Below are 13876 nucleotides of genomic sequence, written 5' to 3'. Positions count from 1 at the left end.
GGGAGCCGCGTGGCACTCGATGCCACATAGCGCTGACCCACGGCCCCCGACTCCTGGTTCTCGCCGGCCTAACGGTGCATAGCCGGCTGATGCACCGGAGCTTCCTGCGTCTGGGCCTGCGTTTGCTGTTGCTGGACAGCGGTTCGGTCCGCCTGCTGCTGAGCCGCCTGCACGAAAGCGGCGCCACTTTGCTCAAGGGGAGTGTTGACGGATTGGGCAACGTCTACGTTGGCGTGCACCTTGAAGGGCGAATTCAGGTCGCCCTGTACCGCGTACGCACGCGCGCCGTCGTCGCTCATGACAACATGATCGATGCGATGCATTCCGTGGGAGCAGGCCGCGACAGCGAGAGACCCGGCCAGATTGCAGCTAGCCTGGTCGGTGGACCGGCCACGCTGCTGATCAATTCCCCGAACGCCGCCTAGCGCCTGCTCGTAGAGAGAGACGCCCGGATGGCGGCTGTCGCTGAGGCTCATGCGCGAGGCGTCGCGTAGACGCTCAACCTCATGCAAGACAGCAGCCTGCGTTTCAGGCCCGGCGACACCGTCGACCGTCATCGCATGAGATCGCTGGAAATTCTCGACTGCGTTGCGCGTGGCGGGACCGAAATGACCGTCTGGCGTCAACGCTCGGCCATGGGTATCCGCCGCTCCGAGTTCATTAAGGTGAGTCTGCAGGCCGCGAATTGCGTCACCGGACATGCCTGCGCGCAAGCTGGGCGTCCCTTGGACATTGTGGGCTCTCCCAGTCTGCCCAATCGCTGCAAGAGCCGCGCGTATGTCGGGGTCGGATGTTTGCGTGGATGGGTCGAAATTACTGCTGGCGACCTTGGTCTGCGCCCTTTCGAGCGCCGTTGCCACCTCAGGGTTCGCGAATGCAGACTTGTACTGAGCTGCGACATCGGCGGCTTCCGGTCCGGCGTAGGAGCGATGACGTGATTTGATGTCCAGTGCGGTATCCATCACGTCCTCAAACGTCCCTCCGTTCGCCATCACGTTCTTGAATTGATTGAGCTGTGTTGGATATTGGTTCGCTGTTTTTGTCAGGATGGCGATCGTCTCGAGCCTGTGGTCGTCCGAGATGTTCTTTCCGACACTGTCGACCATACGTGTCGCCGTTTCGGTAGCATTCTTGACTTGGGGATAGTCGACGTTTGTGTGAACCCATTTCTTGCCGGTTTCAGACGCCGCCCAGTCGTTTATGAATGTCCGTGTTCCAGCGTCGATGAACGAGATCGTCGAACGCCCACGCTCCCCGTTTCCGTGAGTCAGCAAGTCAGAGCGAAGCGCCGCCTTATCGGTTGGGAAAGGCAGGCCGTGCGCGCTCGAGTAGGCAGATGATTGGTCGATGATGGAGTCGACGTAGGTGGCCTGCGTTGAACTTGGCGTACCGTCGATCGAGCCAAGCGGCCAGGTCCCTCGCTGTCCCAGATCGACCTGAATGGTGCCGATGGAATAGCCGCTGTTGTCAGCGACGTGCGAGGCGTCTCCCCACGTTTTATCCGTTACGCCGGCGACGCTCAGCCGATACGACGCCGCACCGCCCTCTGTGCCACGTCCAACGATAAAAAACATAGCGCCAGCGAGCGCCTCAGGGTCCCGCGTATTTGGACCAGACATTTTTATTCCTCCTTGAAGTTAAGCGAAAGCCTATTTGCCGATAGATGAAACGTAATCTTCCAGCACGTTCGCTCGCTCGCAGTAGCGAAAAAGCTCCGCCTGTGAGACATCGATATTAGTGACTTCGTTGGCACCGCCGATGGCGGTTTCGGCGGCAACGGTCTTGGTGTTGAAATCGAGCCAGGCACGTTCAGCAAGCCGCACGGCTTCTTTGGATCGGGGATCTAGGGTGCTCATCAGCACCGCGTATGCCTTGTTCAGGCGCACGTCTTGCCCCCGCCGCTCGGTCGCGATACATCCGCTCATTCGTGCCTGATCCAGACCCGCTGCATTGATGCATGAGAAGAACGTTTCGGTCAGGCCCTTGGGTGCTCCGTGCCGCATGGCCTGCGTCGTCCTGCTCTCCTGTGCCTGCACGATGGTCGAGGTGCTGAGCAGAAGCGCTGCGGCCACCCATGACATCTTTGCCCTCATCCTTCACTCCCTTTGTTTAACCGATGGCGCTTTCGCGGCCAGCTAAAGACGCTACCCGATGCGTGTGCGCGGGTCTATGGACGAATTCTGAAAATCACTAACAAAAAGCCCGGCGTGGCCGGGCTTTGTTGTTTGGGACAGGGGCGATTGTGCTTAGATCGCCTTGGCCAGCTTATCAGCCAGGCCGATGTAGCTGGCCGGGGTCAGTTCGGCGAGGGCCTTCTTCGCATCGGCGGGCAGGTCGAGGCCGTCGATGAAGACGCGCATCGAATCCTTGGTGATGCCCTGGCCGCGGGTGAGGGCCTTGAGCTGCTCGTACGGTTCCGGCAGGCCGTAACGGCGCATGACGGTCTGCACGGCTTCGGCCAGCACCTCCCAGCTGTTGTCGAGGTCGGCCGCGATGCGCTCGGCGTTGACGTTGAGCTTGCCCAGGCCCTTGAGCAGCGACTCCAGGGCGACGAGCGAATGGCCGAACGCGGTGCCGAGGGCACGCAGCACGGTGGAGTCGGTGAGGTCGCGCTGCCAGCGGCTGATCGGCAGCTTCTCGGCGAAGTGGCCGAGCAGCGCGTTGGCGAGGCCGAAGTTGCCTTCGGCATTCTCGAAGTCAATCGGGTTGACCTTGTGCGGCATCGTCGACGAACCGACTTCGCCGGCCTTCAGGGCCTGGCGGAAGTAGCCCAGCGAGATGTAGCCCCAGATGTCACGGGCCAGGTCGATCAGGATGATGTTGATCCGGCGCAGCACGTCGGCGAACTCGGCAATGCCGTCGTGCGGTTCGATCTGCGTGGTGTACGGGTTGAACGTGAGGCCGAGGCCTTCGACGAAACCCGAGGCCAGTGCCGGCCATTCCACGTCCGGATACGAGATGACGTGGGCGTTGTAGTTGCCCACCGCGCCGTTGATCTTGCCCGGCACTTCGATGGCCACCAGCTGCTTGCGCTGGCGCTCCAGGCGCGCGACCACGTTGGCCAGTTCCTTGCCCATGGTGGTGGGCGAGGCGGTCTGGCCGTGCGTGCGGGCGAGCAGCGACAGGCCGGCGTAATCATGGGCCATGCTGCGCAGCGAACCGATCACCTGGTCGATGGCAGGCAGCAGCACGGCTTCGCGCGCGTCGCGCAGCATCAGCGAGTAGGCGAGGTTGTTGATGTCCTCGCTGGTGCAGGCGAAATGCACGAATTCCTTGGCCTGGGCCAGCGCGGGATCGTTGCCGATCTTTTCCTTGATGAAGTACTCCACGGCCTTCACGTCGTGGTTGGTCGTCGCTTCAATCGCCTTGATGCGCTCGCCGTCGTCCACGGAGAAGTCGTTGGCGATCGTTTCCAGGCGGGCCACGGCGTCGGCCGGGAAGGCCGGCAGTTCCACGATGCCCGGATGGCGGGCCAGGGCCAGCAGCCAGTGGATCTCCACGTGCACGCGGCGGTGCATGAGGCCGAACTCGCTGAAGATGGGGCGCAGGGGGCCCGATTTGGAGGCGTAGCGGCCATCCAGCGGCGAAAGGGCGGTCAGCGTGGCGTGGGACATGCGGGGGGTCCTGGAAGCGAGAAACGGGGCAGCCGCCGATTATACCCGGCCGCACCGGCCCTCGCCCCGCGGGGCTGACGGGCGGGGGGCGATGGGCTTATCGTGCGCAGGTCCCCTACAACCTGGATCCCCCGCAATGACCCGTTTTCGTACCGAACGCGACAGCATGGGCGAACTGAAGGTGCCCGCCAAAGCCCTCTACGGGGCCCAGACCCAGCGGGCCGTGGATAACTTCCCCGTCTCCGGCCTGGCCATGCCGCGCGAGTTCATTCGCGCCCTGGGCCTGGTGAAGGCCGCCGCGGCCGAAGCCAACGTCAAGCTCGGCCAGCTCGACAAGGCCACCGCCAAGGCCATCCGCGCCGCCGCCGACAAGGTGGCCGCCGGCGAGGTGGACGAGCACTTCCCGATCGATGTCTTCCAGACCGGTTCGGGCACCAGCTCCAACATGAATGCCAACGAGGTAATCGCCCACCTCGCCGAGGCCGCCGGCGCCAAGGTCCATCCCAACGACCACGTCAATGCCGGGCAGAGCTCGAACGACGTGATCCCCACCGCCATCCTGGTCAGCGCCACCCTGGCCACGACCGAAAAGCTCCTCCCGGCCCTGAAGCACCTGCGCAAGACCATCGATGGCCGCGCGAAGGAACTGAAGAAGGTGGTGAAGACCGGCCGCACCCATCTGATGGATGCCATGCCCATCACCTTCGGCCAGGAACTCTCCGGCTGGTCGGCGCAGATCCGCGATGCCGAAGAGCGCCTGGGCGATACGCTCAAGCGCACCCGTCGCCTGCCGCAGGGTGGCAGTGCCGTGGGCACCGGCATCAATGCCGATCCGAAGTTCGGCCCGGCCGTGGCCGTGGAGCTGGGCAAGCTCACCGGCGTGAAGTTCGAATCCTCGGACAACTACTTCTCGGGGATGGCCGCGCAGGACGCGCCGGTGGAACTCTCCGGCCAGCTGCGCACGCTCGCGGTGGCCGTGATGAAGATCGCCAACGACCTGCGCTGGATGAATTCCGGCCCGCTCGCCGGCCTCGGTGAAATCGAGCTGCCCGCCTTGCAGCCGGGCTCGTCGATCATGCCGGGCAAGGTCAATCCGGTGATCCCGGAAGCGGCGGCCATGGTCGCCGCGCAGGTGATCGGCAACGATGCCACCATCACCATCGCCGGCCAGTCGGGCAACTTCCAGCTCAACGTGATGCTGCCGGTCATCGCCTACAACCTGCTGCAGTCGATCGAGATCCTCGCCAACGTCACCGTGCTGCTCGCCGACAAGGCCATCGCCGGATTCAAGGTGAATGAGGAGCACGTGCGTGAGGCGCTGGACAAGAATCCGATCCTGGTCACCGCGCTCAATCCGGTGATCGGCTACGAGAAGGGTGCCGCCACGGCCAAGCAGGCTTACAAGGAAAAGCGCCCGATCATGGAAGTCGCGCTGGAAACCACCGGCCTGTCGAAGGCCGAGCTCGCCAAACTGCTGGACCCCGCCGCGCTGACCAAGGGCGGGATCCATGGCGGCGGTGGCGGCGGCGGTTAACGCCGCCGCGGCAACCAGAGCTCCAGCACCGTGGCCTTGCCCGCCCCCGGCGGCAGGGCCACGGCGCGCGCCTTGACGGTGGCCAGCTGAGGCAACGTCGCGTTAGCCCATGCCACCAGCGCGTTCGCACACGACGCCCCGCTGGACGCATACAGCACCGTCGGCGCACGCCACTCGAACGGCGCGCGCGTGCCGCTGCGCGACGCCGTCGTGCTGACGTTCTCGATGCCCGGTACCACCAGCCCCATCGCCTGCACCCGCGCCAATACATCGCGGGCCATCGTGCGGCTCGCCTCGTCGTAGACCTGCGTGTAGAGCGTGTATGGCTGGCTGGGCTGGCCGCAGGCATTGGTCACCTGTGCCTGGAGTTCCTGTGTCGAGGCTAGGGCCGGCGGCGGCATCGGCGGTGCCATGGCTACGACCACCGGTGCAGGCGGCGGAGGCGGAGGCGGTGGCGGTTCGGCCATGGGCGGTGGTGCGGCCATCGGTGGTGGCGCGGCAGCGGGTGCCTCGGCGCCCGTGGAGGCGAGGCTCTCGTCGACGGCTTGCTTCGGGTCTCGCCAGCGGTCGTAATCACGCATGGCGGTGTCCCACGCCGAGGGTGGCACGCTGGTACGCGACGACAACACGTTGGCGTAGTACTCGCAGGTCGCCTGCTGCTGCGCATCGGTCGTCGATTCACACACGGTGGAGAGTGGCTCGACGAGTCCCGCGATACGCTCGCGCAAGCGGTCGGGCATCTGCACCGCGGCGAGGTCGCGCAGCAGGTCGGCAATCTTTCCGCGCAGGCTTTCGTCGAATTCGGTGCCGGGCTGCAAGCCGCCACCGATGCTGATCGCCTTCGCCGTGATGTCCTGGGTCTTCTGCAGGGTGGCCGCCTGCAACGCGGCATCCTGTTTGCGCGCGGCATCGATGCTCTGCCAGCCCGCGATAGCCGCGGTGAAAATCGCGCCCAGGCCGATCGAGGTGCCCACGGTCGTCGCCATCTGCCGGAAGCGACTGGGCGGCGCCGTCGCGGGCGTCAGCGCGGTGGCCTGTGTGCCGACGACCCCGCTCTCCCACGCCCAGGTGGGGGCGTTATCCAGCATGTCGGCCGTCACCGAACTGCCCAGGCACACGCCCAGCTGGCAGTAGCTTTCCCACTGCGATTCGTTGAAGAACTGCTGCGAGGTGCTTTGCTGCGGGAAGGTCGGTTCGCGGTCGGCGTAGCCGGCGACATCCAGCGGAAGGCCTTCAGGCAGCCGCGGCTTCACCACCAGCAGGGTGCCTTGCGCACCGCTGGCGTAAGCAATGCGTGCGAGCAACAGGTGCGCCGGGCCAGGGTCCGACGTCATCGTGTCGGGCGTGCCGAACAGCGATGCCGTCGTCCCCGCCACGGTGGCTAGCTGCAGGGGATCGACGAAGGCGATATACGCGTCGTAATCGATGCGCGCCTTGCGCACGAGGTTTTCCACATCGGCAAAGCGGTAATCCGGGTCGGCTCCGCAATCCACGAGCACGATCAGCTTCAGTTCGCGCTTCAGCAGCGCATACACGCCGGTGTTATCGAAGTGGCCGCCGTCGCTCAGGTACCAGTCCGCATCCCGCAGGCCAGGGAAGCGCGCGAGCATCTCGCGCAGCAGGGCCTGGTATTTCGCCACGATGCCGCGTTTCGGCGGCGGTTCGCTGGCGAGGTTGCGCTGCCAGTAACCCAGACGAAGCCCGCTGAGGAAGAGCAGGGCCGCCGTGCCCGATTGCGTCAGCGAGCCCATGCCCGAGCCCACCGCGGCGCCGGAAATGGCCACCCATTCGGCCAGCGTCGTGCGTGCCAGCGCCGGCAGGATCGCGGTGTCCGGCCCGTGCGTACCGGTCTCCACGCCCAACGCGCTCACCGACAGGCTCACGCCCTTGCGGTCCGCGTTGTACGTGCCCGTGCGGTCGTCGACGGTCTGGTTGATGCAGCAGTTCACCAGATGGATCGGGCCGCCAAAAAGGTGCGGTGCGTAGTCGGTAAGCGCGACATCGTCACCCGGCAGCAGCTCGGTCACCTTGACGATGTTCTGCGTGGTGTCACGTGTCGTCGGCGTCAGCAGTGGTGCTGGAAAGCGCGTCTGCGCCGTGTTGCCGGGGACCGGTGCGTTGCCCACGGCGACATACGTACGGGCCAGCCGCGAGCGGTAGAACAGATGCAGGGACGACTGGTTCAGCTGGCTCAATGACCGGCCATTCATCAGCAGGTAGATGATCACCACCAGCGCCGCGGCGATCCAGCGCACCCACGCATGCTGGAAGATGCCCGTGCCGCCCTGGTCGGGCGGAAACACAAGGAACTGGAAGATCGTGGTCCAGAACAGCACGACGAGGGCGAGCGTGATCAGCCCGAAGATCTGCGCGATGGTTCCCGCGGAAAGCGTCGTCCCGCCCTTGCTGCCACTGGCCGCCAGCGGCATCACGGCACGGACGACGGCGAGGAGCACGGTGGCGACGCCCGCGCCGGTGAACAGGCCAACGCCGGCATGCAGGCTGCCCAGCCGCGAGCGGACATACCAGCTGAGCATGTCCACGGCACCGAGCAGGGCTACCAACCCGACCAGGCCGAGGCAGCGCGTGAAGCCGTAGGCGTAACGCACCCGGTTGGCGCCTTCGCTGCGCACGGCCGAGCTGATCCGCGCAGCGATCCAGGCCAGCGGCGAGGGGCCAAAAAAGATCGCGCAGGTGGTCCACAAGGCGCGCTCGATCGGATCCTGCGCAAGTGACGCGCGCACGGCCAGCGCCACGCAGGCGAAGCCCGCGGCGACGGCGGTAACGAATCCGCCGATCGTCACGCGCCCGAGGAACCAGTACCCATAGCAGGCGATGGCGGCCATGGCGGCGGGAAGCGGCAACAGCCACCACCACAGGCTGACGACGACCGGTAGCGACCAGCCGTCCTCGGGCAGCGCGGTGTACGCGAGATGGGGCAGGGTAATCAGGCAGGCCAGCACGATCGCGAGCACCGCCACCTCCACCTGGGTGGCGATGAAGCCGCGCAGCTGCGTGCTCCAGGTCTGGAACAGATCGCTCGCGCCTGCCGGTGCGAGGAAGCGGCCGTTGTTGCGCAGCCACCACAGGAAAGACGTGTCGTCGCGGGCGAGGCCTTCTTCCACGGCATCGGCGCCGCCGTCGTCTCCCGCATGGAACAGGCGGCCAAACGCGGATCCGGTATAGCCTCCGCCCGAGACGGTGGAAAGGTAGTCGAAGCGACGAAGCAGCCGGTGCCTGGCCAGTGCGCGCAGCACGCCAAGGCAGAAGGTGGCACTGCGGATCCCGCCGCCCGAAAAGGCCAGTCCCGTGGCGGGATCGCCTTCCGCCAGCCCCGCCTTGCGGCGTCGCTCGCCCAGCGCATCACGCTCGTGCGGCGCAACCGTGGGCCGCGCGGCATCCCCTGCTGTACCGGTCATGGTGGATCTCCCCGCCGATGATCATCGGATTCCCCCGATTCGCGGCATCCCGCCACGAAGGCTCGGTTGTACGGGGCGGGGGAGCCGCCCGCAATTGGCCAAACGGTCTAGCCGTCGCCTCGCGGGCAGGCCGGATGCGCGTTCGGCACGACGGGCTGGTTCTTCATCCCGGGCTGGTCATACGGCACGTACCCCTCCCAATACCACGGGAAACAGGTCTTCCCCAGCGTGTTGGCGATCAGCGCAGGGAAGATCGATTCCGCATGCGATGAGTTGCTCATGATCAATACGCAGTCCCGGGACTTTTCCAGGCACACGAAGACGTTGTTGGTACCGTCATCGTGGCCTCCCTTGAAGAACGCTGGGCCGCGCGGTGAATTGAACGTCCCCACGCCCATGGCGTAGCCCAGCGAAATCGAATCGTTGTCGGTGCTGTCCGGCGTTCCCATGGTCGGGAACTGCTGCACCGAGCGGATGCGCACCACGGGCTTGAGCCACGTGGCGTACGCCGTCCTTGAGAGGCCCTCGCCGCGCACCATGGCCGCCAGCAGGTTGGCGTAGTCGTGGATCGTCGTGTCCATGGAGCCCGCGGCGCGCGCGGTCTCGCGACGCTTGTGCGGGATGGCCTTGCCGTCCGGGCCGTAACCGACGGTGTTGTTGTCGGCAAAGTCGTCGCGCCAGGTCATGCCGGTGCGGGTCATGCCGAAGGGCTTGAACAGGCGCTGCTGCATCAGGGTGTCCACGTCGACGCCCTTGCCGTTCTCGATCACGAACTGCAGCAGGTTGATGCCTTCGCCGGAGTAGCCATAGGTCGCGCCCGGTTCCTGGTAGAAGGCCAGCTTCGCGTCGGCGTCGTAATCCTTGCCGGGCGGCCAGAAGCGGAAGTTGGGGAAGCCGGAGCGATGGCTCAACAGCAGGGCGGGGGTCAGTTTTTTCCAGCGCTCGTCGCCGGCCAGGTCGCTGTACTTCGGATACTCGGGAAGCGGCTTCGGCAGGTCGTTCGCGATACTTGCATCGAGGGCGAGCCGCTTGTCGTCCACCAGGCCCATCACCGCGTAGGCAAAGGCCGCCTTGGTCAGCGAGGCCGCGTACATCACCGTGTCGGTGGTCAGCGGCAGCTTCTTTTCGGTATCGCGGTAACCGTATGCCTTTACCGAGGTGACCTTGCCGTTGCGGATCACCGCGATGGCAAGGCCTGGTACGTCAGCGGCTTTCATGAGGCCTGGCACCGGGTCATCGGCGGCCAGGGCGGGAAATGCGGTGATCATCGTTGCGGCAAGGAGCATCGGACGCAGCATCACACCCTCCTTGAAGCGACGGCCTCCGAAGAGGCCGTCGCGTTGGCTCGAGTCGTGGATTTGATCAGGAATCGTCGCGCCAGCGGCGGAACCAGATGGCACCGGCGATCATCGCGATACCCGCCACTGCACCTACCCAGGTCGACGGATTGGCCAGGGCGCTGTAGTGGTACGCCAGGTCCAGGCTCTGCAGCAGCGCGGCCGGGTCGTCATGGTGCGGCAGTACGATCAGCTCGTTGTTCTGGCCCACCCAGCCACCCGGGATCAGGCTGCCGAGCATGCGGCCGACCACGTTGGTCCAGAACCAGCCGCTACCGCGGTTGAAGAAGCCCATCAGGCCGAACCAGCTGACGATGATGCCGGCGCCGACGGGGATGGCCAGTGCCCAGAGGATAGGCTTGCTGCGAGCCCAGGCGGAGCAGAGCATCAGCCAGCCCAGGGTGGGCAGCGCCCAGATCGCATACAGCGGCAGCAGGAGCAGCAGGGTGAACACGACGCGGAACGGGTGGGCTTCGATCAGCAGGCGCCATGCCGGGATGCCGTGGAACGTGGCGACGATGGCCAGGACGATCATCAGCAGCAGGCCAGCGATGACACCGGTGATGACGGCGATGGCCGGGGCAACGAACACCGCGCTCACGGCCTTGGACAACACCGTGTTGCTGTCGGACAGCGGCAGCGACTTCCAGAACAGGATGCTGCGGTCGCGGCGGTCGTCGTACAGCGAGCCAAGGCAGTAGAAGAACACCACGATGGCCATCACGCCGAGGATCAGGAAGGTGACGCCGTAGAGCGTCATGTCCAGGACCGCACCGGCCTGCACCAGGTTGGAGTTGTCGAAGGCCCGGTCAAAGTTGCTGTGGAAGTGGGTATCCGTACCCGCCCAGCGGCGGCCCATCACTTCGGCGGCCACGATCATCATGATGTTGAGCACCAGCGCGACGATGCCGGCCACGATGGGCGCGGTGAAGAAGCCGCCCTTGTGTTCCCAGAATTCGCGCTTCACCAGCCAGTAGAAGCTTTTCATGCGTAGGTACCCTTCATGGTGGCGACGAAGAGGTCGCCGATCGACGGGCGCCGCACCTCACCGAGGCTTTCCAGCTGCGGGCGGCTGACGTTGTCGAAGAGGAAAATGCTCTTGCCAAACACCTGGCGCTCATCCAGCGGATTCAGCTGGCGGGCGGCCGCGGCGAGTTCGGCATTGACCAGCACTTCGGAGAAGCGCTCGCCCAGGCTATCCATGTCCGTATCCAGCACGATCTTGCCGTCGCGGATGAACATCAGGTCGGTGAGGATGTGTTCGATCTCCTCGACCTGGTGGGTCGTGACGATGATGGTCTTCTCCTCATCGAAATAGTCTTCCAGCAGGGACTGGTAGAACTGCTTGCGGTAGAGGATGTCCAGGCCCAGCGTCGGTTCGTCCAGCACCAGCAGCTTCGCGTCGATCGACATCACCAGCGCCAGGTGCAGCTGCACGATCATGCCCTTGGACAGCTGCTTCACCTTCTGCCCCGGCTGCAGCTTGGTGCGGGCCAGGAAGGCCTCGCACTTCGCCCGATCGAAGCGGGGGTGGGTGTGGGCGACGAAATCCACCGCCTCGCGCACCTTCAGCCAGCGCGGCAGCACCGCCACATCGGCGATGAAGCACACCTGTTCCATCAGCTTGTCGCGCTCCTTGCGCGGATCCATGCCCAGCACGCTGAGGTGGCCGTCGAAGGTGGTCAGGCCCAGGATCGCCTTAAGCGCCGTGGTCTTGCCCGCCCCGTTGGGGCCGATCAGGCCCACGATGCGGCCGGATTCGATCTGGAAGGTGGCGCCGTCCAGCGCTACCTGGTTCTTGAAGCGCTTGGTCAGGCCGTTGGCAGTGACGACCGCGGTCATGACAGGTCCTCTGTGGAGCCAGGGGCTTCACGCATCAGGGTTTTGAGATCGAGGCCCATGCGCTGCAGGCGGGCAAACAGCGCCGGCCATTCCTCGCGCAAGAAGCGCTCCCTTTCACTTTTGAGCAGCGCTTCGCGCGCTCCATCGATCACGAACATGCCAAGACCCCTCCGTTTCTCAACCAGTTGTTCGTCGACCAGCTCCTGGTACGCCTTGGATACGGTCAGCGGGTTGATCTGAAAATCCCCCGCGACCTGGCGAACCGACGGCAGCGGATCGCCTTCGCTCAAGGCGCCATCCAGGATCATCGCCACCACGCGTTCGCGGAGCTGGCGGTAAATCGGGACGCTGTCGTTCCAGGTGATGGACATGTAATTCATTCCTTGGCCGTGTGGCTCAATGCATTGCCAAACGAATAGTAAGGCATGGCGAGCTGTGCACTGATGAGGGCGGCGGCGCGGTCTTCCGCGCTACGACGCAGCGCATCAGCTGCAGATTCAAGGGTGGCGTTGCCCAGCAGGGCGGCCGCGCGGACATCCGCGTCGGTGGGCCGCACTTCGAGGGCCGGCAGGTCGACGACACGGATGCCGTTGACGAAGTGCGGTGCGGCGACCATCTGCGCAGCGCGGTCATCGAAGGAGCGCAGGGCGAACACGCTGGTGCCGGCGATCAGGATTGAGGCGGTCAGTGCGATAAGGTTCGGCGCTTTCATGGGAAGACTCCAACTCCGATGACGTGCTGCGTAGTTCCAGGGTTACAGGGAGGCCAGGCTCTGGTCGGCGTCGGCGTAGACGACGATCGGGGCGAGGTTGGTGACGTGCGTGCCGTTGATCTCAGCCAGCGGTGCGACTTCGTACGAGGCGGTGTGGAAGACACCGAGGGCGGCGGCGGCGATCGCGAAGGAGGCGGCCAGGGCAGCGAGGTTCAGGTTGTTGGTGGCAGTTTTCATGTGCTCTCTCCAGTAGTGGTCTGGGTGACCGGTGTTGTAGTGAACTATAACACCAGATTTTGAGTCGTCAAGAAGAATCTCGTGGATTTCTATATGACTTATGGCCTATGCCGGGCTCAGGGGTGCGCTAGTGCGGTAGCGAGCCGGGCACCACATCGGATGCAGGCATCTGTGAAAAGGTTGCAGTTGGGTGCTTCAGGGCTGGTGGGGTGCCGGGGTCGGTGGCGGGCAGGCCCTTGGGGCCGCCAGACGCGGACCTCCGGACCGGGCCGTAGGCGCCTTCGTCGCGAAACGCGAAGCGCCAGGCGGCCCTCCGCTTATGTCGGCCCCAAGGGCCTGCCCGCCACCGAGTCCACACGTCCCGCTAGCGTGCGACAAAAGCCAATCGGTCGACGTTCGTTATCTTCAGGAGCGCGGTCGCGCGCGACACACGTTAGTAGGGGTGTGTGAAATTCGCGGCATAAAAAAAAGGCCGCGATAAGTCGCGGCCTTTCTTGCCCGCTTCATCATCGAAGCCTGGCCTTGATGGGAGGCGCGCCTGGAATGAGCGGGGAAGTGCGAAGCTGGCCGATGTCATGAGCTCGACCGAATTGCTCTCGACGAGCTCCTGGTCGCCAATCGGCAAAGCCGATCGTTTTGCCCTGCCAAGGTTGTCCGTAGGATGCACCGCCCCGGAAGCGACGTACTTGACGCGATACCTGTGGGATGCCTCAAGTTGATAGTCGTTCGCAGGGTCGTAGTTGACTTGGATGCGTTCACCTGGCGCAAGCACGGTGAACGCATCCTCCTGAAATGTCTTCTGGTGGATCAGGAAGCCCGTGTAGCTCACCGCGCGCTCAGAAATCGAATCAGCATCGCGGACATCAAACAGATTGCTCGGTAAGTTCCTTCCGTTGATAAGTACGGTCGGGACCTGCTCTTTTAGCATCGCGATTGGCGCGTCGCCATCGTTCGATACAGTCAGAAGCAAAGCCGTCTCCGAGCCTTTGCCTGCGCGCTCAAGTGACGCGGACAGGTGTCCCTTGGCCATGCCTTCAGTGGCAACAACCAGCGATAAAGCCGCGAGGGCGCTTTTGAAAACTTTGCTCACCAATAATCCTCCGTGTCCCGACATGGGGGCGCGAACGTTACCGGTGACAGAGTCTCATGTCTGTCAGGGCGGGCCTACACGTTGCCGGCGC

Annotated in this window: 12 protein-coding genes; 1 reads left to right on the top strand and 11 read right to left on the bottom strand. The window is 64.7% G+C overall.

Annotated elements, in window-relative coordinates; genetic code table 11:
• Nucleotides 1-68 precede the first annotated feature (68 nt).
• The 3 genes from FIV34_RS13200 to purB all read right to left on the bottom strand — a co-directional run bounded on the left by FIV34_RS13200 (nt 69) and on the right by purB (nt 3614).
• On the bottom strand, nt 69-1574 hold the full coding sequence (locus FIV34_RS13200; protein WP_170207627.1) for a peptidoglycan-binding domain-containing protein: 1506 nt from the start codon (nt 1572-1574) through the stop codon (nt 69-71).
• Between the two features lie 75 nt (nt 1575-1649).
• Nucleotides 1650-2093, bottom strand: a complete 444-nt coding sequence (locus tag FIV34_RS13195; protein ID WP_139983498.1) for a lysozyme inhibitor LprI family protein — start codon at nt 2091-2093, stop codon at nt 1650-1652.
• Nucleotides 2094-2246: 153 nt separating this feature from the next.
• Entirely contained in the window at nt 2247-3614 is a 1368-nt protein-coding gene (gene purB / locus FIV34_RS13190) for an adenylosuccinate lyase (RefSeq protein WP_139983496.1), read from the bottom strand.
• Nucleotides 3615-3750: 136 nt separating this feature from the next.
• On the opposite strand from purB, the gene FIV34_RS13185 reads away from it, so the two are divergent.
• Nucleotides 3751-5148, top strand: a complete 1398-nt coding sequence (locus FIV34_RS13185; RefSeq protein WP_139983494.1) for a class II fumarate hydratase — start codon at nt 3751-3753, stop codon at nt 5146-5148.
• Here the strand turns inward: FIV34_RS13185 and FIV34_RS21125 are convergent.
• The 8 genes from FIV34_RS21125 to FIV34_RS13140 form a co-directional block, all read right to left on the bottom strand.
• Nucleotides 5145-8567 carry a patatin-like phospholipase family protein gene (locus FIV34_RS21125; protein WP_211352633.1) on the bottom strand — a complete coding sequence of 1141 codons (3423 nt, stop codon included), beginning with the start codon at nt 8565-8567 and terminating at the stop codon, nt 5145-5147. The genes FIV34_RS13185 and FIV34_RS21125 overlap by 4 nt on opposite strands.
• A 107-nt stretch (nt 8568-8674) precedes the next feature.
• The gene (locus FIV34_RS13170) at nt 8675-9865 is read right to left on the bottom strand and encodes a serine hydrolase domain-containing protein (protein WP_246058617.1); all 1191 of its coding nucleotides are present in this window, start codon (nt 9863-9865) and stop codon (nt 8675-8677) included.
• Nucleotides 9866-9929: 64 nt separating this feature from the next.
• Nucleotides 9930-10892: a hypothetical protein gene (locus tag FIV34_RS13165; protein ID WP_139983492.1), complete on the bottom strand. Its 963-nt coding sequence runs from the start codon at nt 10890-10892 to the stop codon at nt 9930-9932.
• Entirely contained in the window at nt 10889-11746 is an 858-nt protein-coding gene (locus tag FIV34_RS13160) for an ABC transporter ATP-binding protein (RefSeq protein WP_139983490.1), read from the bottom strand. The genes FIV34_RS13165 and FIV34_RS13160 overlap by 4 nt, the downstream gene beginning before the upstream one ends.
• Nucleotides 11743-12117: a GntR family transcriptional regulator gene (locus FIV34_RS13155; RefSeq protein WP_139983488.1), complete on the bottom strand. Its 375-nt coding sequence runs from the start codon at nt 12115-12117 to the stop codon at nt 11743-11745. The genes FIV34_RS13160 and FIV34_RS13155 overlap by 4 nt, the downstream gene beginning before the upstream one ends.
• A 5-nt stretch (nt 12118-12122) precedes the next feature.
• Nucleotides 12123-12458 carry a hypothetical protein gene (locus tag FIV34_RS13150; protein WP_139983486.1) on the bottom strand — a complete coding sequence of 112 codons (336 nt, stop codon included), beginning with the start codon at nt 12456-12458 and terminating at the stop codon, nt 12123-12125.
• A gap of 42 nt (nt 12459-12500) precedes the next feature.
• A complete protein-coding gene (locus FIV34_RS13145; protein WP_139983484.1) occupies nt 12501-12695 on the bottom strand; it encodes a hypothetical protein in 195 nt (64 codons plus the stop codon).
• Nucleotides 12696-13128: 433 nt separating this feature from the next.
• Nucleotides 13129-13785, bottom strand: coding sequence for a hypothetical protein (locus tag FIV34_RS13140; RefSeq protein ID WP_139983482.1), 657 nt, complete (start codon nt 13783-13785; stop codon nt 13129-13131).
• Between the last annotated feature and the right edge of the window lie 91 nt (nt 13786-13876).

This window comes from Luteibacter pinisoli (assembly GCF_006385595.1).
GTDB lineage: Bacteria > Pseudomonadota > Gammaproteobacteria > Xanthomonadales > Rhodanobacteraceae > Luteibacter > Luteibacter pinisoli.
Note: the sequence above shows the minus strand (reverse complement) of the source record. Positions and strands in the feature narration are given on the sequence as shown.

Bases quoted from the DNA above. Each gene is read 5' to 3' on its own strand.
- FIV34_RS13200 (WP_170207627.1), bottom strand. From the start codon at position 1,574: ATGTTTTTTATCGTTGGACGTGGCACAGAGGGCGGTGCGGCGTCGTAT.
- FIV34_RS13195 (WP_139983498.1), bottom strand. From the start codon at position 2,093: ATGAGGGCAAAGATGTCATGGGTGGCCGCAGCGCTTCTGCTCAGCACC.
- purB (WP_139983496.1), bottom strand. From the start codon at position 3,614: ATGTCCCACGCCACGCTGACCGCCCTTTCGCCGCTGGATGGCCGCTAC.
- FIV34_RS13185 (WP_139983494.1), top strand. From the start codon at position 3,751: ATGACCCGTTTTCGTACCGAACGCGACAGCATGGGCGAACTGAAGGTG.
- FIV34_RS21125 (WP_211352633.1), bottom strand. From the start codon at position 8,567: ATGACCGGTACAGCAGGGGATGCCGCGCGGCCCACGGTTGCGCCGCAC.
- FIV34_RS13170 (WP_246058617.1), bottom strand. From the start codon at position 9,865: ATGCTGCGTCCGATGCTCCTTGCCGCAACGATGATCACCGCATTTCCC.
- FIV34_RS13165 (WP_139983492.1), bottom strand. From the start codon at position 10,892: ATGAAAAGCTTCTACTGGCTGGTGAAGCGCGAATTCTGGGAACACAAG.
- FIV34_RS13160 (WP_139983490.1), bottom strand. From the start codon at position 11,746: ATGACCGCGGTCGTCACTGCCAACGGCCTGACCAAGCGCTTCAAGAAC.
- FIV34_RS13155 (WP_139983488.1), bottom strand. From the start codon at position 12,117: ATGTCCATCACCTGGAACGACAGCGTCCCGATTTACCGCCAGCTCCGC.
- FIV34_RS13150 (WP_139983486.1), bottom strand. From the start codon at position 12,458: ATGAAAGCGCCGAACCTTATCGCACTGACCGCCTCAATCCTGATCGCC.
- FIV34_RS13145 (WP_139983484.1), bottom strand. From the start codon at position 12,695: ATGAAAACTGCCACCAACAACCTGAACCTCGCTGCCCTGGCCGCCTCC.